Here is a 25,263-nt window from a genome sequence, read left to right as displayed (position 1 = left end):
TCGCGTTATTGCAAGGCAATATATCAGATCAGGAGGAATTAAAGTGAAGAAGTTCATGACATCTTGTAAACTTGTACTCATTCTGGCTTTATTGATTACAATTGCTCCATGGGGAGGCAGCCGTGCCGAAGCATGGGTGGGCATGCCGATGGGCAAGCTGCACGTAAACGGCAAAAACCTGGTGAACAGCAACAACCAGCCTGTGCTACTGAACGGTTGGCATCAACCCTCAGGTGCCTACTGGACGTATCAGGACAGCAATTATTATCTCAATCTGCACGGCAATAACCGTCATGCAGCTACACTGGCTTATCTGAAAGACATTACCGATACATTTGCGGACACCAGCGCGAAGTACGGAAGCAATCATGGCTGGAATATGAATCAGGTACGTCTGTTCATCGATCGTCAGGACATGGGAGATGTTGCTGCTGGTACATATAACTTTGCCGGTGTGCAGACCGTTACGCAAAATGTAATTATTCCGTACATTCAATATGCCAAAACAAAAGGTGTCTATGTTGTCTTGGGACTGGACTTCACATTGAAGGATGATCAGGCAACAACACCTGCCAACCTGCAAAAATTCAACGAAATCTGGGGTTATCTCGCTTCACGTCCGGAGATCAAAAGTGCAGACAACGTTCACTTCGAACTGATCAACGAACCAGTGAAATCCTATGCGAATGGACATTGGGGTGGATACAACGGGGAAAATGATTTTGTGGATCACTGGAATGACCTGCGTAATTTCCAAAATTCCATGATTTCAACAATTCGCAGCAAAGGTGCGGACAACGTTATCTGGGCGGCAGGTCTGGGATACAACCAATTTTACAGCTTGACGGCAAGCCATCCATTGACTGATCCGCTCAACAACTATGGGTATGCGGTTCACTGGTACCCTGGTTATGGCGCATATGACAACTTCTCCATCCTGCAAGACCAGTGGAATACCAACGTGAAGGCAGCCGCTGACAAATATCCGATTAACATTACCGAGGTAACCTGGTTCAAAAACAAACCTGGCGATTCGGCCTATTGGAACTTGTTTAATGGCAGCAATGAAGGTTTTGGTACCAATACCAAAACAATCTTCAACGCCGCAGGCAATGTAAGCATTGCAGCTCATATGAACGGATTCATTCTAAGTGAAGGACCACGAAGCTCCTTTGCCGACCCAACGGCTGGACTGAAATGGGATGGAGATGCTTCACGGAGTGCCATGGGACGATTCCTGTTTAACTGGTACCATGAACGTGCTCAGACTTACCCGGGCAGTGGAACAGGTGGACCAACAACAGGTCTTGTATCCGGTGCAACCTATAAAATTGTAGCCCGGCATTCCAACAAGGTTATTGATGTCCCTGGTGGTCTAAACGAAAACAATCTTCAGCTCCAGCAATGGAGTGATCTGGGCGGCAACCCTCAGAAGTGGGTTCTGACCTCGATCGGCAACGGTAACTATACACTGACAAGTGTGAACTCACCGGACAAAGTCATCGACATTCGTAACGGTACCAACACCAATGGGGAAGTGGTCCAGCTCATGAGCAATCTGAACACAACCGCTCAGCATTTTAAAGTGAATGACCTTGGAAACGGATACTGGAGTATCATCAACGTGAACAGCAATAAAGCGATTGAAGTGGCGAACGCTTCGACTTCGGATGGTGCCAAGTTGCAGCAGAACACCTACACAGGTGCAACAAACCAACAATGGAAATTTGTTGCCGTTAGCAATTAATAACACAACGTTAAACAAAAACCTCCCCAAGTCATTCCATGTCTTGGGGAGGTTTTTTGCGTTTATTTTTGATACTTTGGCATGGAAGCCGTGCCAAGGTAAGATACAACTATATTTGTGCGCTAACCCGCAGACTGACAATTATTTTCAAGCAAGCATTGTACGCTACAGTATGTAAATGTACCATAAGGAAGAAGTTGTACCTTCACCAGGAAGAAATGCCCGGTGTATCATGGAACAGCTACCTTATCACAGAGAAATGTAAGCGCTTGATAAAAAAGGGAGGGTACATATGCAGCTCCTATGGTCCAAATTTTCACCCGTGTTCCGCCGATTCCTCATTTCGTATCTCATCATCCTGATGATTCCTCAAATTGCGGGATATGCCTCTTACCAAGCTTCCATTGAAGCAGCACGTTCCAGCTCCATTGAAAACAGTTTGAAGTCGCTGAGTCTTGGCAAAGAGATCATTGAGCGAAATCTTCTTCAAGTTGAAGCCTTTACCAGACAGCTTGCCGTCAATCCCGATTTGCAAAATTTAATTGCTGGGCCAAAGCCGCATGATCTTTACAATGTCTACGGTATGAACCGTATGCAGCGGAGCCTCTCCATGTACAGCAGTACCAATGATTACTTGTCCCATTTCTTCATTCACATTCCCAACTACAATGCCATCATCACACCAAGAACCGTGTATTATCGTCCAGAGCATTATTATGCTGCTAATCAGCTGGACGGTATGTCGTTTGAACAATGGCATGACCAAATTCTCAAACAACCACACTTTAATGAAATCATACCGCTTCGAAACTATAAACGTGAAATACTCGGCACTGTGCTTGCAGACGTTCCCGCCATTACGTTTCTGCAGTCTCTGCCTTTGAACAGCTTCAACAAACCGCAAGCAACGATTGGTGTCATGATTGATCAGGATCAGATGGCCAGCCTTACTCAACATATTGTGGATCAATATGGCGGCTGGACTCTCGTCACCGATGCGGAAGGGCAGATCATTTTCTCCCTTGGCATTGAACAAGTCGAAGCCGAGCAAATGGCACAGAGTCGCCAGAGAGAAGCTAACACTTCGGAAACGGAGCTGAACGTGCAGAATGTACAGCCTGGAAGTGATGGTCGGCTGCTGATATCGATACAGTCCAGTCAAAATGGATGGAATTACATGGCAGGGATTCCGGAGAAAGCACTCATGACAAAAGCGGACCAAATCAAACAAGTCACGCTGGTCTTTACTTTGGCAACCATTGCCTTGGGACTTTTATTCGGGCTGGTTCTGGCCTATCGGAATAGTGCACCCGTGTACAAACTGTTGGCCTCTTTTCGGGAACAAATCACCGATTCCCCAGGCAGACGGGGTAATGAATATGATTTTTTGGCAAGCCATATTAACAATCTGATTGCTAATAATGACTCACTAAAAAACGCCATGAATGAGCAGATTCCGTTATTGAGAGACGGTTTTATCAAACGTTTGTTAACCGGAGAGGTCTATACCTCACTTGAGTTGGAGGTTATATCATCCCAGGCGCACATTTCTCTTCATAGCAGCAAGGGCTTGGCAGGCTTAGTGAAGGTAAACGGATATGCCAATCCGGACAGTGAAGAAACTATCCATGAACTGGGTGTCGCGAGGCTGCTCATCAAACAGGTACTTACAGAGTGGAATGCGCAGCTGCTAATCACGGATTGGGGAACAGACCAGATCGCTTTTGCCTGTCCAGTGGATGAGAACCAACTGAATGAAGCTATAGGGAGATGTGAAAAAGAGCTGAACAGCTTGATGGAAGTAATCTACCGGGAGCATCGGATATCTACAACAATTGGCACAGGTGCAGCTTACGAGGTTTGGAATGATGCAGGACGTTCCTTTGACGAAGCCAAACAAGCTCTGGATTATGCCATTCATATGGGAACAGATCATCTGGTGAGATTTGAAGATACGATGAAGGAAAATGAAATGTTCTATTATCCGATTGAGTCTGAACAGCGCTTGCTGAACACGATCAAAGTCGGTGAGCCTGAAGAGGCGATACGTATTCTGGACCAATTATTTCTTCGTAATTTAGAGGAGCGGGAACTGTCCTACGAGATGACACAGCAGTTCATCATGGAGCTGAAGGGGACTTTTCTGAAGCTGGACGAACCCAAATTCAAGCTGGATGCCTCCCTGCTGGAGGATTATAAATCTCGGTTGACATCCATTCAGATGACAGAAACGATTAGTTCGCTGCGGGCAAAATTCAAACGGTTAACAGAAGACATCTGCGGTGATTTCCAGAGAAGAAGAGCAGGAGCACATGCGGATACAGTAAACGAAATGATTTGTTTTATCCAACATAATTATGGGGATGCAAACTTGACGATTTACCGGATTGCCGAGCACATGAGCAAGTCCGAGAAGTTTATATCCCAACTGTTCAAAGAACACACGGGAGAGAATCTTTCCGATTATGTAGAACGGGTACGCATTGATGCTGCCTCAAACTTGTTGCATTCCACTGGTCAGACCATTGACGAGATCGCGGAGGCCACCGGGTATAACAGTGCACATTCATTCCGCCGAGCTTTCAAGCGGGTACGCGGCATTTCTCCGAGTGTATTTCGGAAAATGGACGTTCATAGCGGTTAATGTAGGCTGTTTCTTGGGAACTATATTCGCTTTTTGTACTTTCTCAGCGTAACTGTACCTTTACGCATCCCCAGCGCAATCTTATGATTACTCAAAAAGTAAGCGCTACCAAATTGAGCTGGAGTTCAGCACGATTGGGAGCCAAGAATGGGGGGATGATTCTGAGAACCACAATAACCAGTGAATCAAAGTCCGTGGAGAAACCAAGTAGAGCGTTTGCCTTGAAGCAAGCATTATCCAGAAGCTGGAGGCGACATTGGCAGCTATATCTGCTGATCTTGCCACCGATTGCTTACTTTATTATTTTCAAGTATGTACCCATGGTGAATGCGGTCCTGGCATTTAAAGATTACAACGTCATCAAGGGGATCTGGGGCAGTCCATGGGCCGGAACCAAGTATTTCGAATTGCTTTTTAAAAATCCGGCGTTTGTTATGCTGATCAAGAACACGCTCTACATTTCGTTTTACAGCCTGATTGTTGGTTTCCCGATTCCTATATTACTGGCGCTGGCGCTGAACGAGATTAAAAACATACGATTCAAAAAAACAGTACAAATGGTGACGTATGCTCCATATTTCATCTCTACCGTTGTTATGGTCTCCATCATTATGCTCTTTCTGTCTCCTAGGCTGGGTATTGTCAACACGATTGCAGGTGCCCTTGGTTTCGAAGCGGTGAATTTTCTCGGTGAGCCTGGACTGTTTCGATCCATCTACGTATTCTCCGATGTGTGGCAGGGAATGGGGTACTCCGCTGTGATATATCTGGCTGCTCTGGCAGGTGTTGATCCATCCCTGTATGAAGCCGCCAAAGTGGACGGAGCCAACCGAATACAGAAAATCATTAATGTTGATCTGCCTGGACTACTTCCGGCAGCCGTCATCATTCTGATCCTGAGTGTAGGGAATATCATGGCTGTTGGGTTCGAAAAAATATATTTGCTGCAAAATCCGCTCAACCTGTCTGCTTCGGAGATCATCTCCACGTATGTCTATAAAATAGGATTGCTGAATGCCAATTACAGCTTCGCTACTGCAGTTGGCCTGTTCAACTCGGTGATTAACCTGACTCTGCTATTAATCGTAAACGCGGTCGCCAAGCGACTGTCCAATACAAGCTTATGGTAACGGGAGCGAAAGGAGGAGAACCAACCCATGCCTAACACACAGACAAATGCAGGTCGTTCGCGGATCAAGAGCAGTAGTACGATTCGTGAATCCTGGGGAGACCGCGTATTTATAACGGTTGTTTACTTCATGCTGACTGTAGTGCTGATTGCCGTGCTGTATCCCTTGATCTATATTGTGAGTTCTTCGCTCAGTAGCCCAGCTGCCGTCTCCTCGGGAAAAGTCTGGTTGTGGCCCATTGACCTGACGTTTGACGGTTACAAGTCTGTATTACGCAATGATCAAGTCCTTACCGGTTATGCCAATTCCCTTTTCTATACAGCCTGCGGCACCTTCATCAGCGTGGCACTGACCATTATGATTGCTTATCCATTATCCAAAAAAACGTTTGTTGGCCGCAGCTCGTTAATGATGTTTATTACCTTCACCATGTTGTTTTCAGGCGGTTTGATCCCTACTTATCTGGTGGTCAAAACCATGGGACTGATTGATACCCGCTGGGCGTTGCTGATTCCCAATGCCGTCTGGGTATGGCAAGTCATTATTGCCCGTACCTTTTTTCAGAATTCGATACCGGAAGAGTTGTCCGAAGCAGCAGACATCGATGGCTGCAGTGACATCCGATTCATCTACAGTATTATCCTGCCACTCGCCAAACCGATTATCGCCGTATTGTCACTTATGTACGCTGTTGGTCAGTGGAATGCATACTTTGACGCCCTCATCTACTTGAAATCACAGTCGCTCTATCCGCTACAGCTGATATTGCGCAGTATTCTTATTCTGAACAGCAGTACGGGGAACATGGATGCATCGGAAATGATCAAACAGCAGCAAATGGCTGAACTCATGAAGTACTCGTTAATTGTGATGGCCAGCTTGCCAGTGCTAATCATTTATCCTTTTGTTCAACGGTATTTCGTGCAAGGTATGCTAATTGGCTCAGTCAAAGGATAAGTTCATTTTTTTCTACTATTCATGAGGGAGAGGATTGTATTGAGAAAAGCGGGATTCATCATTCTTGCCTGTATGCTGTTTACCTCGTTGGTACTTGCCGGATGCTCGAGTTCTAATAAAGGGAACGGGGAAGGCAGTGATCCGTCAGGCAAGACAGCCATTAATGTATTTGCTCACCAGGGTTCGGATACCAACCTGTCCACAAACAAATTCACGAAGAAAATGGAAGAGAAGTTTGATATTCAGTTCAACTGGACCACGGTTCCATTCGACGGTGCAGCGGAGAAAAGACAGATTTCACTGGCTTCCGGTGATTATCCGGACCTGTATCTGCTTATCCCTTGGGTAGATCGTTTCTCCCAGACAGACTTGTTGAAGTTTGGTCAACAGGGGGTTATTTTGCCGCTGAATGATCTGATTGAGGAGCATGCTCCCAATATAAAAAAAGTGCTTGAAAGCAATGACTATTATCGGGCCATGAACACCGCTCCAGACGGAAATATCTACGGTCTGACGGGGCTGAATGAATGTTTTCACTGTTCATACCCGAACAAGATGTGGGTCAACACCAAATGGATGGAACAACTGGGCCTGACCGAACCCACGACGACAGAAGAATTTAAGGAAATGCTTCGGGCATTTAAAACGAAAGACCCGAACGGGAACGGCAAAGCCGACGAAGTACCTCTAAGCGGTTCGACTGAAAATTTCGGTGTGCACATTATTCCGTACTTGATGAACGGTTTTATCTATGACGACGATCGGAATTATCTGATTGTCAATCAGGGGAAAGTGGAGACCGTAGTGAACAAACCGGAGTGGAAAGAAGGACTTGCCTATATTAAATCCCTGTACGATGAAGGGTTGATTGATCCAGGGGCTTTTACTCAAAATGTCGGGGCCTTCAAAAAAATTGGCGATAACGCCGACGCACAGCTTCTGGGTGCCGGGGCAGCCATGCATCCATCGTTATTCGTAACGACTGCCGAAGGTTCACCTTACGGGAATGATTACAATCCCATCCCTCCATTGAAGGGACCCCATGCTGCTTATGCTACGTACAACTATCCGATTGATCCCGGAGCGTCCTTTGTACTGACAAACAAAGCCAGTGAGGAAACGCAGATCGCGGCTATAAAGCTGCTGGATTATTTCTACACCCAGGAAGGAACCATGGCTTCTTATCTGGGAGAGGAGGGCACAAGCTGGCGTAAACCACAGGAAGGCGAAGTGGCGCTCAATGATCAGGTAGAACCGCTCTATAAAGCCATTCCTCTTCCTTCCGGAGAAGAACCTCGTAACGATAGCTGGGCTGCATTGAGTCAGTACAATCATCATCGTGCATATCGGGACGCAGAAGTGCAGGGAACAGACATCTATGCCAATGATGGTTATGAGCGACGGCTCTATGAGGCGACATTGTTAATGGAGGGCAAGGAACCGAAAGAGGTTTTCCCTCATTGGGCATTGTGGGTAGATCCGTCCCTTGCTGATGAAGCCAGCATGATGCAGACCAATCTCAAGGATTACATCGATCAGAACGCCCTGCAATTTATTACAGGCGCCAAAAGTCTGGATAAGGATTGGGATGAATATGTGAAAGGCCTAGAGGGACTGAACATTAATCGATATCTGGAGATTATGCAATCTTCCTATGATACTTCTTCTGTTTCCAAATAATTAAAGTATCTGAATCATACAGAGCGAAAAGTTACTGCCTGTATTTGCACACCCAAACGTTCCCGGTTCGCAATCAACATATGCGAGCCGGGAACGTTTTTTATTGATATAGATTAAATCGTAAATTTCAATGCGTCCTTCTTAAAATTCTATGATTGAAGCTGTCCTGCAAGCCAAATATTCACAGGACAGCTTCAACGGTTCGCGCATTCCCTTGGTTTAGTACATGCGATATCTTCCGCTTAGAGCCAGCATACTGAAAAAATACAGACAATTGTCGTAATAACGTCGTTCTCCCAGACGCAGAGGTGTGTTCCAGAACTTGCGAACGAACGAGTCAGCATGTGGACCGTCCGCAGCCAGTGAAGCCATGGCATTGGTAGCCAGTAAACCTACAGGATGCAGTGAAGGTTCGTCAAAAGGTTCACCCTCAATAGTATAACGACGATAATCGGAAACTTCGATATCACTGAAGAAGGACTGAATCCGATTGGATTGATCGATCTGCCATTGATCCTTGCGGAACCATTCCCAGTCCAGCGCTATATTCGCAGCAACACGGTAGGCATCACTGTAAAAATGTCTGAAATCACCATGCGGCTGTATTGGAGCCGGAGAGCCGTCATAGTTCGCATATTCAGGTGAAAGTCCGGTTACGGGATGGCAGGTTGTATGCAGATAAGCCCGACTAGCAGACGCCGCTTCTTTCCAAAAAGACTGATCTTCTTCATCCGCATATTTCGCGAATAGTTCATAAAAATGAGGCAGATGGTAGGACGGATCGCTAAACGGTGTTTCTGGAATGAATTTGATCAGTTTTGTTTCCGGGTCCCACATGGGGTCACCTTCGCCGTCTTCGCCCTGATGAATACAGGCACGAAGGATCTTGCGGGCTTGTGCCTTGTAATCATAAGGTTCAGCGCCATCGCCCCAGCGGTTGGAAGCAAAAAAAAGTGCTAGGGCAAAAAACTCCTCACCATCAGGAGCAGGACCTTGTGAGAGTCGGGTTCCGTCAGGCTTGCAATGCCAGGCAAAATAATCTTTATAACGTCCCGCTTTATGTTGCATAAACGTGTGTGAGAAATTCCAGAGTCGATCAAATTCTTCTTTTTTGTCCATCTGAACAGCCATCATCATGCCATAGGACATGCCCTCGGATCGAACATCGAGATTACCGGTGTCCAGCAAATATCCCTTATCCTCATCCATGGGGTAATATATTCGAGTATTTTCATCGCCATAAAATAGCTCGTTCCATGTTTCTTCCAATCTATTCATGATCTCATTCTCATCGTAGCCTAGCTTCAGAAACAGATTTGTATATGTACCCGTATCCCGCGCGCCTTGACCCGTGATATTCATTAGTATCCTCCTTCATCCATGCGGTTTTTAAAATTATAACATGGAAATAGTATACAAATTAAAGCGTTTACATGAAAAATTATAGGTGTTCTGATCTGCATGTCATTGTACTCAACTTAAAATGATATATTGGTTAAAATCCTATACTTTGTCAGGTTGTTGTAAAATTATGTAAGGGATACACTTTGGGAGAAGGATCACATCCGATCTAATAATAATACAAGCTGTGATCCTTTAAATGTTGTTTGAGGATGGTCAGAATCTAACCGGAAGGATGTGATGATGATTTATGCTCCAGGATTCAGGAGATGCAGGTGAAAACACGGAATTCACTGCACCGCGCGATCCAGTTGGAGTGACAGCGTCGGCAGTCAAGCCCGCAATTGACTTTGAATCACATGGATATCGCGACATGATTGGCCGATCTCTTCTGAACAAAGGAAATAATGTCAGATTAAAACGAGCCATTGAGAAGGCAAAAAACGGCGAACCTGTCGTTATCGCTTATATTGGAGGCTCCATTACCCATGGTGCTGGTGCAGTACCTATTCATCTCCAAAGTTACGCTTATCGGTCGTATGAGTCGTTCAAGTTTATGTTTGCGCTTTCAAAAGATAGTCCGATTCATCTGATTAAAGCAGGTGTGGGTGGAACTCCTTCAGAACTGGGGATTGTACGTTATGATCGTGATGTGCTGAGGGGAGGTGCCGTTCAGCCGGATGTTGTCATAATCGAATTCGCAGTCAATGACGCAGATGATGAAACCCAAGGTAAATGTTATGAGAGTCTGGTACTCAAAGCACTTACTGCCGATAACAAGCCAGCGGTCATCTTGTTATTCAGTGTATTCGAAAATGACTGGAATCTACAGGATCGTCTCGCTCCGGTAGGCTGGCATTATGATCTGCCAATGGTAAGTGTGAAAGATGCTGTCGTAGATCAGTTCAACAAGACAAAAGGTGAAGGCAACGTTATTTCCAAAAAGCAATTTTTCCATGATATATATCATCCAACTAACATAGGGCATCGAATTATGGCCGATTGTTTGGAATATTTGTTCGACGTGACGAATCGTTCTGAGTGGGATGAGAAAGATCATGATATTGAAAAAGCTCCGCTAATTGGAAATGAATTTGTTAATGTGAAGCTGTTGGATCGGAAAAACGGCAATAATATTGCTCGAATCCATGCAGGCTCTTTTTGTAAAACGGACACGGATCTGCAGATGGCTGAGATGGATGCTCATGACTATGGTACTCCTCAGTTCCCCAACAACTGGATGCGTACAGGAGAGGGAGAAGAGGATCAGAGCAGCTTTCGAATAAGTTTGCAGTGCAAACGCCTCATTCTGATCTTCAAGGATTCTGGTAACGACGAATTCGGAACCGCACATATCAAGGTAGATGGGGTATTCGTCCAAAAGGTCGATCCGCGTCAAGTGAACTGGACCCATTGCCATGCCACACTTCTGGTTAACGAAGAGCATGTGGGGGAGCACTCCATCGAGATCGAAATGGCGGAAGGTCACGAACATAAATGCTTCACCATTCTGGGTTTTGGCTATGTGGATTAACTGAAGACTGATAGTCACTCATATGTTCGGAGGAAAAGAGAATGGAATTGATATCACCAGCAGTAACGGGATATGACCAGTATCGGGAGAATATACCACGTGGAGTTATGGAGACGGTAGAATATCCTTCCACCACGGTTGGCAATTCCCGTAAAGCGATGGTGTACACCCCACCAGAATTTTCTTCGACAACGATGTATCCTGTACTTTTTCTTTTACATGGTATTGGTGGAGACGAAACCGAATGGCATACTCACGGTTCTCCGCAAATTATTCTCGATAATCTGTACAACGATAACTTGCTTGAGCCGATGGTTATTGTTTTCCCCAACGGTCGCGCAATGTCGAATGACCGAGCCGAAGGAGACCTGTTTGAACCTGAGAAAATCAAAGCATTTAAACGGTTTGAATCCGATCTGCTCAACGATTTGATACCTTACATGGAGTCGAATTACCCTTTGCATAAAAGCCGGGATAAAAGGGCGATTGCTGGTTTATCCATGGGTGGAGGTCAATCCTTAAATATCGGATTAAGTAATTTAGACCATTTTGCATGGATCGGTGCTTTCTCCGCAGCTCCAAACACCAGAAGTCCGGAGTTACTTGTGCCCGATCTTTCGAAAGCGCCTTCATTACTCTCGCTGTTGTGGATCTCTTGCGGTGTACAGGACAATCTTATAGAGATTAGTCTTGGGGTTCACCGATATTTGGCTCAACACGGAGTACCCCATATCTGGCATGAGGAAAGTGGAGGACATGATTGGCCCGTATGGAAGAACGATCTGTATCTGTTTTCGCAACGTCTTTTCAAGTGAATTTGCTGAAGAACATTCATATCGGATTCTAGCATCAACCAAATCTATTAAAATATCAGGAGGTATTATTCTATGTTCAAATTCGGCAAAAAATTAATGACTGTTGTTCTTGCAGCTTCCATGAGTTTTGGTGTCTTTGCAGCAACATCCAGCGCTGCAACAGATTATTGGCAGAATTGGACAGATGGTGGAGGAACAGTCAACGCCGTTAACGGATCAGGAGGGAATTACAGCGTGAGTTGGCAAAATACCGGGAACTTTGTTGTCGGGAAAGGGTGGACATATGGCACACCTAATCGGGTAGTCAATTACAACGCCGGTGTGTTCGCTCCTTCAGGTAACGGCTATCTCACCTTCTATGGTTGGACTCGAAACGCTTTAATTGAATATTACGTGGTGGATAGCTGGGGAACGTATCGTCCGACCGGAACGTATAAGGGCACGATGACTAGTGATGGTGGCACATATGATATCTATACAACGATGAGATACAATGCACCTTCCATTGATGGTACGCAGACTTTCCCTCAGTATTGGAGTGTTAGACAGTCCAAGAGACCGACTGGTGTCAATTCTACCATTACGTTCAGCAATCATGTGAATGCATGGGCGAGCAAAGGGATGTACCTTGGAAATAGTTGGTCCTATCAGGTGATGGCAACAGAGGGTTATCAAAGCAGCGGTAACGCAAATGTGACGGTTTGGTAAAAATGATGTAATGCCGTTCAACGTCTGCACCTGCATTTGAATTCAATTTTCCGGACGCGTTGAGGAACGTTATTCACCAGATCTAACGGACCTCGACGTTGCCGGATTTAAGCTTAGCAAAGGAGAATAATTGAATGAGGAAGCTGGTATGGTTAACTTTAATCGCTATAGTTGTTAGTCTAAGTGCTTGTTCAGCAAGTAATACCAAATTAAACGATGACCTGGTATTTGTCGAAGGGGGAGCCTTCAAGAGCAGTAAGCCGAGTCAGATTGATAGGAATGAAACGCTGGATTCCTTCTATATTGGCAAATACGAAGTAACTCAAAAAGAATGGATGGAGGTTATGGGGGAAAACCCTTCTGGCTTCAAGGGAGATGACCTGCCTGTTGAAATGGTCAGCTGGTATGACGCAGTGGAATACTGTAATCAAAAAAGTATAAAAGAAAACCTGAAACCTTATTACAATATAGACAAGGACAACCAGGACACGAATAATCAGAATGAAAACGACAATATAAAATGGAATGTAACGATCAACGAGGATGCCAACGGTTACCGTTTACCCACAGAGGCAGAATGGGAATACGCTGCAAGCGGAGGGCAAAAGAGCTTAAATTACACATACAGTGGAAGTAATAATCCTGATGAAGTTGCTTGGTACTGGATAAATGCCGGCGACAACATTCTGACGGGTGACTGGAGCTGGCCCGCTATTGAGAGCAACCGTAATCAAACCAAAAAAGTCGGAACTCAGAAGGCGAATGAGTTAGGAATCTATGATATGTCTGGGAATGTGAGAGAATGGTGCTGGGACTGGTACAGTGATTCGGAGAGTCCAAATCAAACTTGGCGAGTTGTGAAAGGCGGAGGCTGGATCGGCGGTGTTAATAACAATGAAATATCATTTCGAGGCAAATTTGATGCAAATGGTTTTGGTCCCGATCAAGGATTCCGTATTGTACGTGGAGAATGAAAAATCTTTTTCCTGACAGTAGATTACTTCTGAGCTAAACCTATACTTTGTCGGGTGAAAACCTATAGTTTATCAGGTTGTTGTACCAAAATGTAAGCGTTACACTTGAATTGTTATCCGGCGCTTCGCTACAATCGGAGCGTTCTAATCGTACGGTCTGATGAAACCATTTCCTATGTTCTTGATTATTGACGATGAGACTGGTGGAAAATTTGTTCTCCAAGTTGTGCGAGCAGACAACAATCCTGCTGTTGTTCTGCTGTTTAGCGTTTTCACAGCAACTGGAATCTACCCATAGATATAGATAAAATACATGCAGCTGATCAAGGATAAAAGAGAGGTGAGCTAATGTACAAGGTCATTGTCGCGGATGATGAGCCATTTATGCTAGAAGGATGGAGAACGATGATTGACTGGCGAGCTTGTGGATATGAACTCTGTGGAACGGCAACGGATGGGGAGGAAGCACTTGCTTTATTTAACTCGGTTGAACCGGATCTTGTCGTCACGGATATTCAAATGCCTGTTATGGATGGTCTTGGTTTGATTCACACCTTGCGAGAAGATCTCGCCTACACCTCTAAAATTGTTATCGTTACAGGATACTCGGATTTTAATTACGCGAAGCAAGCCATACGGTATCAGGTCGATCAGTATGTGCTTAAACCTCTTGTTCCCGAGGAGATTCATCAAATCCTTATGGAAATGATCGAACCTCTGGACAAACGCAGAAATGAGCAAAAACAGCAAAATGGAGTCATGGTTACAGATGAAGCCTATGAAAATCATCTTCATGAATATCGAATAAGCGAAGAATATGATTTAGAGCAAATGATGAACATCTCCAAAGAGATCTTGGCGTTTATTGAGGCAGAAAATACGTATTCTATCGATATTGCAGTGAGTGCACTGCTAGAGAAAAGTGAAAAAGCAGAGGTTTCGTTGGAATGGATACATCATGTCATTCGATATATCCATGGGGAGTTGCTACGAAAATATGGAAAAAGAGAGGATTGCAGAGAAATACTATGTGCAAAAGAATGGCATGAGGCTGTGAGTTGGTCTTCCGGCACATTGCAAGATCTGTGTGTTCGACTGTCCGAGCAACTTTCCCAGTCTGAATTGAAGCAAAAGACGGGTACAGGAGGGCTTGTTGCAGAAGCAGTGAATGAATTGAAGCAACACTATCGAAGTAAAATTAAATTACAAGATGTGGCTAATCGTATTCACGTTAATTCTGCCTACCTGGGTCAACAGTTCAAGCGGGAGATGGGGGTCAGTTTCAGCGACTATGTGCACCAGCTTCGTGTTGAGGAGGCACGTAAACTCCTGCGACGTACCAATATGAAGATCACTGACATTGCATTCAGGCTAGGATATCATGATGCTGAATATTTCACCCAAAAGTTCAGAGCGCATACAGGGGAGCTTCCGTCAGTCTATAAAAACAAAAACCAAGGGTGATTATATGCGTCATAAATTCTGGATGTTCAGTAAGGTTAATGATATTCCTCTCCGATCCAAATTTCTGCTTATTTATGTACTTAGTATTCTCCTTCCTGTAATAACGATTAATATCTTCTTTTATGAACGAACCTCTGCGGATATCAAGATTAGAGAACAGGAAAATCTGCGTAAATCCATCGACAGGGCTGCGGGGGAACTGCTAGGCATGATTGATGAGAGCGTTGCCCTGAGCCGAATTATTGCAGCAGATGATTCGCTCTATGAGGCACTGGATCGGACCTATCACTCCCCCGTGGATTATTACAACGTCTACCATGCATTCCTGCGAGATAAATTAACACGGTATATGTCAGCGAATATTCTGGAGGTGCGTATCTATACGGATAACGATACCATTCAGACGGGCAGTCATTATATCGTGATGAAAGACAAGAATGTACTCCCTGGATTGAAACAGCTGAAATCCACCAGTGGAGGCATTCTTGTCGTTGATTATATTGAGCCTTCCGGATTTAACGCGGGAAGACGGATCAGTGTGATTGGCAAAATGGATACCTATACTTCCTATGCCAATTACAACAAGTATTCCAAGATTGATCTGGAACTTAGCCGGGTGTACAGCATTTTAAATCGTGAATCAGACAGTCTTCAGCTGCGTCTGGTGGACAGCAACAATCGAACTGTCGTTTCAAGTGGGGAGTTCAGCGAAACCGACTTATCCCCCCTTGATAATGAATCAATGCTCAAGGAATCTGGAGATTCTGCTTACACGCTCGAAAAATCGTTGGGGAATCTAGCCTACCTAAAGGGTTGGAAATTGATTGGAGTTGCCGATACGCGTCACCTTGACCATCTTTTGCAAGAAGCCTTTAAATCAATTCTGGGGTTGCTTGCATTAAGTATCGTGGTCCCCTCTGTATTGATCTACATTATTTTGCGTTCCTACCACTATCGGATTCGCAAGTTATCCAGGCATATGGAGAAGGTTCGTAACGAACGATTCGATCTCATTGAAATTCACGAAGGCCGCGACGAAATTGGCGGGCTTATTCGTACATTTAACATCATGATTGGTAAAATTCATACGCTGATTAATGATGTATATAAACTGGAAATCCGTCAAAAAGATCTGGAGCTGGATCAAGTGAGGACTGAATTGTCGATGCTCCAGAGTCAGATGAATCCCCATTTTTTATTTAACACATTGAATGCTTTGCTGGTCGTTAGTACGAAGAATGGATATACGGAAGTCATTGAGATTATTAAAAGTCTGTCCAAACTGATGCGACAGTTGCTCAGTCATTCTGACAATCTGATTCCTTTGCAAGAAGAGCTGGAATTTACGAATCTTTATCTCCAGATTGAGAAGTTTCGCTTTGGAGAGCTGTTTGATTACACCTTTGAGGTTGATCCTGATGCAGCTTCGTTGCTTATTCCCCGTATGAGTATTCAACCGCTCGTCGAAAATGCATGCAAACACGGCTTGCAGGCGCGAAAAAATGGAAGAGAGATCAAGATAACTGCGAGACGAAATGCTTCTGAACTGGTTATTCAGGTGATCGATAATGGAATCGGTATGGATGCAGGGAGACTAACCGAACTCCTGCGAGATATTCGTTCTGAAAGACCCAGGAACGGCGAGCACGTAGGACTCCGTAATGTCTACCGCAGGTTGGAACTCTTTTATGAGGGAAATGCGATATTTGATCTAAGCAGTGTACCCGGAAAGGAAACCATTGCAGGGTACCGTATACCGATCTCCAAGCTGGAACAGAGGAAATAGGAGGTAAACTCTCATGTATAAAGTACTGTTAGTCGATGATGAACCGTATGCCATTGAAGGGTTACAGCTTCTGATCAATTGGGAAAAGTATGGTTTCGAAATCAGAGGCGTGTGCGCCAACGGTGAGGAAGCCATTCGGATGATGGAACAAGATCGACCTGATCTCGTGGTGACAGACATTCGTATGCCTGTCATGAATGGGCTGGAACTCGTAGAAGAAGCACGACGATTGGAGCATGAATCTGTGCTGTTTGTCATCACGAGTGGATACAGTGACTTTAATTATGCCAGACAAGCTATTCGATTAGGTGTCTCCAACTATCTAACCAAACCCGTTGACAGTACAGAAGCAGAGGATATGTTGGTCCGTCTCCGTGTGCAATTGCAGGAGCGTGAGAACCAGGAGCGCATTCGGGAACATGCAAACGAGCAAAGGATCAAAGCATTTTTGTCCGTACTGATTAAGGATAAGCAGAATATATCGGAGCAGGAGATGTCAGAAATCCTTCCTCATTTAAACAAGTCCCATTGGGCATACCTGCGGATAGCTTTTCAGGGAGATATTCAGGAAGCCTGTTCAGTAGCCGAGCAAACGGCTGATGTAAAAACTTGTTGTTATGTGATAGACAAAACAAGAGACTCATTGGGGCTTATATGGGGGGAACAATTGAATGATAGAAATGAGAAGACTGAAGTAATTAAAGCCTTTGCCCAACGTTTGATGAGCAACATGCAAAATAACGGCTGCGAAGATATTCATATCGCGGTTGGTTTAACGGTCAACAAACTGGAGCATTTATCTGAATCCTTCCGCTCCGCTCAGGAAGTTGGGCGTTATTTGTTTTTTAATCAAGAGCGTCTTTTGATTGCCGAAGAAATTCAGCTGGAGAATTGGCAGTTTGATCCGGAAACACTGTCAGAGGTGGAGCATATTAGCGAATTGCTTGAAAACGGTTCTGTAGAGGAACTCTCGAGTTCCATTCGTGGTGCCTTTGAACTGTTTATACAGATGAAGGCTGCCCCAGAGATTGTACATATTTTCTCTACTCACATTATATTCCGCGGACTGTCCCTGTGTAGAGAACTAGGAGGAGAACCTAATGCTCTAATGAATGAATTGGCAAGCGGAATTCTGGAGAAGGGCCATCGAAACATAGAAGAGGTTGCTAACAATCTGGAACATTTCTGTTTGCAATGCAAGGCAGAACTGGCTATTTTCCGGGAGAGGCAACTTGGTGGCATCCAGGCGACGGTTGCTGAATATGTGCAGATGCATTACAGAGAGACATTTACGATTCAGGAGCTTGCAGAACGATTCTACGTGAACCCTGTCCATTTAGGGCAATCCTTTTTGCGAAAGTATGGCAAGGGTGTCATCGAGGTAGTACATGATCTAAGAATGGAAGAAGCGAAGCGTCTCCTCCAGCAGACGAATCAAACATCAAGTGCGATTGCAGAGCAGGTAGGGTACCGCAGTTACCAGCATTTTCTCAGACACTTCGAAAAACGAACAGCCATGAAACCTTTAGAATACAGGCAAAAGTATGCGAATTGATCCATGAAAAAGAAGAACCCCTCCTGAATAAGACCTACAATTACAGGGGGGTAGACCTTAAATGTATATATTTTGTAACCGCATACATTTCTTCATACTAAAAACAGTAAGACATACCACTTCCAAGGAGGGCAAGTACATGGGGGGACTTAAGAAAAAGAAGCTTTGGGGTTCCGTATCACTCGTTCTGGCTTTGAGTTTGGCACTTGCAGGATGCAGCGGTGACAATGAGAAAACGACTACAAAGGATGGGAAAGAGGTACTGAACATCACGGCCTTTATCGGAACGCCAAATCAGGCACCAGCTAAAGATAACCGAATCTACAAGAAGATCCAGGATGAACTCGGCGTCAATCTTGAGATGGAGTTTCTTGTGGGTGATCTTCAACAGAAGCTCGGCGTTATGATTGCCGGTGGCGATTTCCCTGACTTGATCACAGCAGATACCAAATTGGTATCAGCCGGTGCGGTTATTCCGCTCGAAGATCTCATTGAAGAGCATGCACCTAATCTAAAGAAACATTTCGGTAAAGACTGGAACCGGATGAAAGACTCCAGTGATGGACATATTTACTGGTTGCCTAACTATGGTGTGTATACAGGGGAGTTCATTAGTAACTATTATTCTGGTCCTGCATTCTGGATTCAAAAGTCCATACTGAAGGATGCCGGGTACCCGACTCCTAAAACGTTGGATGATTTCACAAAGTTGATCCGTGATTATGCAGCCAAGAATCCAACGATTGATGGTCAACCGACGATTGGTTTCACTACATTGGCTTCAGACTGGCGGACGTTCCCTTTGCTTAACCCACCTGAACATCTTACGGGTCACCCCAATGACGGGGGCGTAGTCGTAGATGATAGTGGAGTCGCAACCGTTTTTGCCGACAAAGATATCTCCAAACGGTATTATAAAGAATTAAACAATCTGTATAATGAGGGATTGCTGGATAAAGAAGCCTTTGTTCAGAACTATGATCAATATTTGGCCAAAATTTCTTCGGGACGTGTGCTTAGTATGTTCGACCAGCACTGGAATTTCCAAGCCGGCGAAGACCCACTCGTAGCACAGGGGAAAATTGGCCAGACATACGTAGGCTTCCCGCTTGTCTATGATACAAGTATCACAGATCATTATCTGGATCGTCCGGTCATTAACTTGAACAATGGTTTTGGTATCAGTAAAGATGCCGAAGACCCTGTCGCACTCATCAAATTCCTCGATAAGCTTATGGACGAGAAGTACCAGAAGCTCTTGTCATGGGGTGAAGAGGGTGTAGACTATCAAGTGAATGAAGAGGGAAGATTCTATCGTACACCAGAGCAACGGACAGAGCAGGATGACCCGGCATGGAGATTGGTTAACAAAGCTGAAGGTTTCTACGCTGCTGCACCGAAGCTCGAAGGAACATTTGAAGATGGCAATGCAATTGGAGCGATCAACCAACCTGAGGAATTCTATGACAACCTCAAACCGGAAGATAAAGAACTTCTGGATGCATACGGCTTCAAAACGTGGAGTGACTTCTTCTCTCCTGCACCAGAAAATCCAGTGTACTATCCAGCATGGCAGGTCGATCTGAAAGAAGGCTCTGATGCTGCGGTAGCGAACAAACAAATGACAGACACTTCATTGAAATTCTTGCCTAAAGCAATCATGTCAAAACCGAATGAGTTCGATAACATTTGGACTGAATATGTAGACGCTTACAAGAAGATCGATGTCAAATCGTATGAAGATCGGATTAATGAACAACTGAAATGGAGAATCGAGAACTGGTCTGTTAAATAAAAAATGCGGCAATGATTCTCTCGGAAGGTACCAACCAAAGGATTACTCAGGCGAGTGCCTTCCGAGGACATCATGCTTAAAGTCGCTGCAAGCCAATAGGAGGAGTGAAAGATGGCGAACACGCCTGGAGCCATACCAGAGCAAACTACCCGTACAGTCGTTACCAAAGCACCACTGTTAAAACGATTGCGCGGACAAAGACAACTCATGTTCATGTCATTGCCCATCGTTGCGTACATTCTCGTATTCTCGTATTATCCCATTTGGGGCTGGGTTATGGCCTTTCAGAATTACAGTCCTGCGAAAAGTTTCACGCAGCAGGAATGGGTCGGGCTCAAACACTTTAAGTTTTTGCTAACAGACGATGCATTTCTTAACGTGCTTCGTAATACCATTGCGATGAGCGTCATCAATATGGTGCTCGGATTTGCGACAGCCATTATATTTGCCATTTTACTTAATGAGATCAAACATAAGTTATATAAACGAACCATTCAAACAATATCGTATTTACCTCACTTTCTCTCATGGATTATTGTGACAGGTATCGTAGCAAGTTCACTATCTGTAGATGGTGGGATTGTGAATGTGGTACTCATGAAGCTGCATATCATTCAAGAACCTATCATGTGGCTTAGCGTTCCGGAATACTTCTGGGGCATTGTAGGCGCATCCCATGTATGGAAAGAAGTTGGCTGGAATGCCATTATTTATTTGGCGGCCATCACGTCTATCGATCCTTCCCTCTATGAAGCGGCAGAGATTGATGGTGCGAACCGATATAAGAAAATGCTGTATGTGACCTTACCCGGAATCAAATCCATTGTTATCATTTTGCTGATCATGAATATGGGCTGGATTTTGGAAGCTGGATTCGAGGTTCAGTATCTGTTAGGTAATGGTGTGGTTGTCGACTGGTCACAGACGATAGATATATTTGTCCTGAAGTACGGACTACAGATCGGGAATTATTCTTTGGCTACTGCGGCAGGTATCTTCAAAACAGTAGTTAGTATCACGCTGATCTTTGCGGCGAATTCAATTTCCAAACGGCTCGGGGAAGACCGATTAATATAAGGGGGACTAGAGATGGGAATCAATAAATCTCGGCTTGAACCGATTGTCTTCCATACGTTAAATGGTATACTGATGATCGCAATCGCGATTGTTACCCTGTATCCGTTTGTGAATACACTCGCCGTATCATTCAATGCCGGTAATGACACCATCCGGGGTGGGATTTATCTGTGGCCTCGGGTATGGACAGATCAAAACTACAGAGCAGTATTTGCAGGAGGGACCATCTTCAGCGCCTTTGGTATATCTGTGGCGAGAACGGTTTTGGGGACAGTTTTAAGTCTATTCTTAACCTCCATGCTGGCTTACACACTAAGCCGAAAAGATTATATATTACGAAAGCCCATTACCATTACAGTTGTTCTTACGATGTATTTTAGTGCAGGTCTTATTCCAACTTACTTCCTAATGAAAGATTTGCATTTGTTAAACAACTTCCTGGTGTACATTATTCCTGGGCTGATCAGTGCCTTTAATATGATTGTTATTAGAACTTATATCCAGACACTACCCGAGGGATTGATCGAATCCGCCAAAATCGATGGTGCTGGAGATTTCAGAACATTCATTTCCATTATTCTACCGCTGTGCCAACCGGTTCTTGCTACTGTTGCACTGTTCATTGCAGTCGGTCAATGGAATTCTTGGTTTGATACGTTTCTGTATGCATCTTCCAAACAAAACCTAAGCACGCTGCAATATGAGTTGATGAAACTATTATCATCTTCTATGAATTCCAACAGCAGTGCAGCCGTTGCCAATGGTGCAGATCTTGGTGCTGCGCGTAACATGGTCACACCTGTATCTATTCGGGCAGCGATTACGATTGTTGCGGCATTACCCATCTTAGTCGTATATCCATTTTTGCAGAAGTATTTCGTTCATGGCTTGCAGCTTGGAGGGGTAAAAGAGTAAACTTAATGCAGTTCCAGATAACCGATCAAAAACGGTCACTAGGTGACCGTTTTTTTATGTTTTTTTAAACGGCGGACCGTAGTATGTCAATTGCACACGAATCTAACTTATTCAATAATGTTGTTGACAATTAAATTAAAGTTACTATAATTTATATTTACTTGATTCACCAGTCAGTCTTTTTTCAGGGTGCCACTGCGCGCGAAAGCCCTATATCAAGAACTGTCCACAGCGCCTGACCATCCCGAGCTCTTACCATTTTATCAAGGAGACTGAAGAGAAAATGAAAGTATTAATTGTGGAAGACTCCATTTTCGTACAGAAATTACTTACAAAGCTGATTGTTGATCATATTCCAGAATGCGAGATTCAGATTGCTAACAATGGAGAGCAAGGATACAACCTATTCAAGGAATTTCAACCTGATTTTATAACCACCGACCTGCTGATGCCTGGTTTGAACGGACAAGAAATGCTTCGAATGATTCGAGAAACGGATAGCAAAGTCAAAATTATTATCTTATCTGCAGATATTCAGAAGACAACTAGGGACGAAGTTGAAATGCTGGGCATTTCTGGCTTCCTGAACAAACCGTTAACCGCAGAGAAGGCAACTACCATGATTCAACTGATTCAGGCGGCCTATCATGCTGAATGATTTACAGAAGGATTTGCTGACTGAACTTGTGAACGTTTACGTGGGACAAGCGGCTAACATGTTGTCAGAGATTGTAGACAAGCGTATCGTTTTGAATATTCCGGAAGTGGAACTAATCTCCATATCCGATGTTGATCCTGGAGATCGAAGATACAACATTTTCTTCAGTGAAGGTCACCTGTTTAGGTCATCCTTACAGTTTGGATACGAATTTCAGGGAAAAGCATTTCTGATGTTTCCTGTTGAGCAGGCTAAAGTATTGGCAAACATCTGTCTTGGAGAACTGGGTGAGAGTGTTATACCAAACGATCCGAACCTGATGGACACGGATTTGGACGTTTTGAAGGAAGTTAGCAATGTTCTGCTTAACGCCATTATTGGAGAATTCGGTAATTTCCTGGAGATGAAACTGGAATACGTCCTGCCTGATATTGAACTGATCTATGTCACCAATTCCGATCAGCAAATATTGCTTCAGAATGAAGTTTATGTCCTGGTTTTACATACCTCGTTTTTACTTGCCGATACGGATGTGACAGGTATCATTGTCATAGCATTAAGTATGAACTCCATATCGAGCCTGCTGGCCAAAATGGACGCTTTGTTGGAGGCGGACAATGGATAATCTCATTTCGCAAGCTTTGAACAAAGCCCATATGGGAATAATGATCGTGGACAGACATTTGAAAATTGTTGTGTGGAATGCCTGGTTGGAACGCTTTACTGGCAAAAATGCAGAAGAGGTAATAGGCTTGAATCTGCTTGAGGTCTGCCCGCGGTTTAAGTCGAACATGTATCTCAATATTTTGCAAAATGCGCTGTATCATGGACAGAGCAGATTTTGCTCAAGCGCTTTACATAAGGCATTCATTCTTCCTAATGACGGAGAGGATGGGCAACTATTCAGACAAAATATGCATGTTGAACCGCTCTATCATGAAGATCGCAGTTATGCCCTTATTCAGATTACTGACATGACAAACACAAACACCCGGGTATATAAACTTAAAAATCTGATTAAAGAACTGGAGACGGAGTACGCCAAAATCAAAATCTCCGAGAAAATCAGCAAACATTTGTCTTTGCATGATCCACTTACAGGTCTGCCTAATCGTCTTGCTTATAATGACCGTCTTGCCTGGGCTATCAGTCATGCTCAAAGAAACCATAATAAACTTGCCATTATGTTTGTAGATGCTGATGGGTTTAAACAAGTGAATGATACATATGGACACCATGTTGGCGATCAAGTGTTGCTGGAGATGGCAAAGCGATTAAGCGAAACGATTCCAAGTACGGACACAGTAGCACGGCTTGGCGGGGACGAATTCATCATTTTAAGCCACCTGAAAGATGATCACGATGCTGAAATTATCGCTAAAAGATTGGAAGCTGCATTCAGTACCCATTTCAAAATTGCCGGAAACTATATCAACCTTTCGATGAGTATTGGTATCAGCCTATTTCCCAAGCATGGACAGGAGCCTTCCGAACTTCTGAGACATGCGGATGGAGCCATGTACAAGATTAAAAAGAATGGCAAGAATGGTTACGGAATTTATGAACCTGAAAATGTTTAAGAAATCTAAAAATGCCTTTTAATAAAGTTGCTACAATAGCAACTTTATTTGTCCATACGATTAACATAAGAAAAAATACGTTTTTCCTCTATTACTGTACGGGATGTCGATTATCTTAATCGTGGGGAATTTCATATTCGATTGAGAGCCGCTGTATTAGCGGCTTTTTTGGATTTTAAACAAGTAGAAGTCTGAAAGAGGCGATAGTCAGAACAATACCAAAAGCAAGGAGAAAAACGCCTCTAAACTTGATACCCATCATATCGTATTCATGAAGTTCATCCTTCGTACGATTAAAAGGCCACGAGTTAGGTCGTCTCAGTGCTCTAACGCCAAAGAATAAACCAATCATTCCAAGCAACAGAAAGAAAAAGAAGAAAAACATATCATCCCCCCTTTAACAAAGATAAGTAATATGGAAGCCTAGTTTAAGTTGCTTAGCCGTATTCTTTGCCAAAGTCCTCCATCTTTTCAAGGATCGGTAGTAACTTCATTCCCTTGTCTGTTAACGAATACTCAACTCGCGGAGGAACTTCCGGATATACATCGCGTTGTATAACACCATCATTCTCTAACTCTTTAAGCTGCTTTGTAAGGGAGCCTTGAGACAGATCTCCAAGGAATTTTTTGATATCCGTATATCGACGTGTTTCATCTTTTAGGTACCATAAGATAAAATATTTCCAACGCCCAGAAAGGACATTCTGAGTAAAAGCTATGGCGTACATGTCACTTTTTCCATCTATAAATTCTTGTTCAAATCCTTCATTGCAAACTCTCATTCATATCACTCCGATCCAAAGGTACAAAAAGATGTACTATGTTCATTTAAATTGCCCTCTT

General features: G+C 44.0%; 20 protein-coding genes. 18 read left to right on the top strand and 2 right to left on the bottom strand.

The features are described 5' to 3' along the window. Positions 1–43 precede the first annotated feature (43 nt). From NSQ38_RS20990 to NSQ38_RS20970, 5 genes are all read left to right on the top strand, one after another. Positions 44–1,747, top strand: a complete 1,704-nt coding sequence (locus NSQ38_RS20990) for an RICIN domain-containing protein (RefSeq protein WP_133384773.1) — start codon at positions 44–46, stop codon at positions 1,745–1,747. A 292-nt stretch (positions 1,748–2,039) separates the two neighbouring features. Further along, complete coding sequence (locus NSQ38_RS20985) at positions 2,040–4,391, top strand: helix-turn-helix domain-containing protein (RefSeq protein WP_339783917.1); 2,352 nt, start codon at positions 2,040–2,042, stop codon at positions 4,389–4,391. A 275-nt stretch (positions 4,392–4,666) separates the two neighbouring features. Next, complete coding sequence (locus NSQ38_RS20980) at positions 4,667–5,521, top strand: ABC transporter permease subunit (RefSeq protein WP_339790625.1); 855 nt, start codon at positions 4,667–4,669, stop codon at positions 5,519–5,521. Positions 5,522–5,548: 27 nt separating this feature from the next. Next, positions 5,549–6,478 (top strand): carbohydrate ABC transporter permease, encoded by a 930-nt coding sequence (locus NSQ38_RS20975; protein WP_339783916.1) that lies wholly within the window; start codon positions 5,549–5,551, stop codon positions 6,476–6,478. A gap of 39 nt (positions 6,479–6,517) precedes the next feature. Further along, on the top strand, positions 6,518–8,158 hold the full coding sequence (locus NSQ38_RS20970) for an ABC transporter substrate-binding protein (RefSeq protein ID WP_339783915.1): 1,641 nt from the start codon (positions 6,518–6,520) through the stop codon (positions 8,156–8,158). A 219-nt stretch (positions 8,159–8,377) separates the two neighbouring features. Here the strand turns inward: NSQ38_RS20970 and NSQ38_RS20965 are convergent, their stop codons facing one another. After that, on the bottom strand, positions 8,378–9,520 hold the full coding sequence (locus NSQ38_RS20965) for a glycosyl hydrolase family 8 (protein ID WP_339783914.1): 1,143 nt from the start codon (positions 9,518–9,520) through the stop codon (positions 8,378–8,380). A 289-nt stretch (positions 9,521–9,809) separates the two neighbouring features. Here NSQ38_RS20965 and NSQ38_RS20960 point away from each other — a divergent pair, with 289 nt between their 5' ends. The 13 genes from NSQ38_RS20960 (at position 9,810) to NSQ38_RS20900 (ending at position 24,420) form a co-directional block, all read left to right on the top strand. Continuing rightward, complete coding sequence (locus tag NSQ38_RS20960; RefSeq protein WP_339783913.1) at positions 9,810–11,093, top strand: SGNH/GDSL hydrolase family protein; 1,284 nt, start codon at positions 9,810–9,812, stop codon at positions 11,091–11,093. Positions 11,094–11,134: 41 nt separating this feature from the next. Beyond that, on the top strand, positions 11,135–11,908 hold the full coding sequence (locus NSQ38_RS20955) for an alpha/beta hydrolase-fold protein (protein ID WP_339783912.1): 774 nt from the start codon (positions 11,135–11,137) through the stop codon (positions 11,906–11,908). A 72-nt stretch (positions 11,909–11,980) separates the two neighbouring features. Continuing rightward, positions 11,981–12,616: a glycoside hydrolase family 11 protein gene (locus NSQ38_RS20950; RefSeq protein WP_339783911.1), complete on the top strand. Its 636-nt coding sequence runs from the start codon at positions 11,981–11,983 to the stop codon at positions 12,614–12,616. 134 nt (positions 12,617–12,750) lie between these two features. Next, positions 12,751–13,590, top strand: coding sequence for an SUMF1/EgtB/PvdO family nonheme iron enzyme (locus tag NSQ38_RS20945; RefSeq protein WP_339783910.1), 840 nt, complete (start codon positions 12,751–12,753; stop codon positions 13,588–13,590). 348 nt (positions 13,591–13,938) lie between these two features. Beyond that, positions 13,939–15,054, top strand: a complete 1,116-nt coding sequence (locus NSQ38_RS20940; protein ID WP_339783909.1) for a helix-turn-helix domain-containing protein — start codon at positions 13,939–13,941, stop codon at positions 15,052–15,054. Between the two features lie 22 nt (positions 15,055–15,076). After that, positions 15,077–16,840 carry a sensor histidine kinase gene (locus NSQ38_RS20935; protein ID WP_339783908.1) on the top strand — a complete coding sequence of 588 codons (1,764 nt, stop codon included), beginning with the start codon at positions 15,077–15,079 and terminating at the stop codon, positions 16,838–16,840. Positions 16,841–16,853: 13 nt separating this feature from the next. Next, positions 16,854–18,395, top strand: a complete 1,542-nt coding sequence (locus NSQ38_RS20930; RefSeq protein ID WP_339783907.1) for a response regulator — start codon at positions 16,854–16,856, stop codon at positions 18,393–18,395. Between the two features lie 139 nt (positions 18,396–18,534). Further along, complete coding sequence (locus NSQ38_RS20925; RefSeq protein WP_339783906.1) at positions 18,535–20,190, top strand: sugar ABC transporter substrate-binding protein; 1,656 nt, start codon at positions 18,535–18,537, stop codon at positions 20,188–20,190. Positions 20,191–20,301: 111 nt separating this feature from the next. Next, positions 20,302–21,267: an ABC transporter permease subunit gene (locus tag NSQ38_RS20920; RefSeq protein WP_215078824.1), complete on the top strand. Its 966-nt coding sequence runs from the start codon at positions 20,302–20,304 to the stop codon at positions 21,265–21,267. A 12-nt stretch (positions 21,268–21,279) separates the two neighbouring features. Further along, the gene (locus NSQ38_RS20915) at positions 21,280–22,182 is read left to right on the top strand and encodes a carbohydrate ABC transporter permease (RefSeq protein ID WP_017688457.1); all 903 of its coding nucleotides are present in this window, start codon (positions 21,280–21,282) and stop codon (positions 22,180–22,182) included. A 283-nt stretch (positions 22,183–22,465) separates the two neighbouring features. After that, positions 22,466–22,840 (top strand): response regulator, encoded by a 375-nt coding sequence (locus NSQ38_RS20910; RefSeq protein ID WP_338594755.1) that lies wholly within the window; start codon positions 22,466–22,468, stop codon positions 22,838–22,840. After that, on the top strand, positions 22,830–23,465 hold the full coding sequence (locus tag NSQ38_RS20905) for a chemotaxis protein CheC (protein ID WP_074095083.1): 636 nt from the start codon (positions 22,830–22,832) through the stop codon (positions 23,463–23,465). The genes NSQ38_RS20910 and NSQ38_RS20905 overlap by 11 nt, the downstream gene beginning before the upstream one ends. Beyond that, the gene (locus tag NSQ38_RS20900; RefSeq protein ID WP_339783905.1) at positions 23,458–24,420 is read left to right on the top strand and encodes a GGDEF domain-containing protein; all 963 of its coding nucleotides are present in this window, start codon (positions 23,458–23,460) and stop codon (positions 24,418–24,420) included. The genes NSQ38_RS20905 and NSQ38_RS20900 overlap by 8 nt, the downstream gene beginning before the upstream one ends. Positions 24,421–24,857: 437 nt before the next feature. Here NSQ38_RS20900 and NSQ38_RS20895 read toward each other — a convergent pair whose 3' ends face one another. Continuing rightward, positions 24,858–25,202 (bottom strand): helix-turn-helix domain-containing protein, encoded by a 345-nt coding sequence (locus NSQ38_RS20895; protein ID WP_074095086.1) that lies wholly within the window; start codon positions 25,200–25,202, stop codon positions 24,858–24,860. Between the last annotated feature and the right edge of the window lie 61 nt (positions 25,203–25,263).

This window comes from Paenibacillus sp. FSL R7-0313 (assembly GCF_037969885.1).
Taxonomy (GTDB): domain Bacteria; phylum Bacillota; class Bacilli; order Paenibacillales; family Paenibacillaceae; genus Paenibacillus.
The sequence above is the reverse complement of the archived record's forward strand: the minus strand, read 5'-3'. Positions and strand labels throughout refer to the sequence as shown.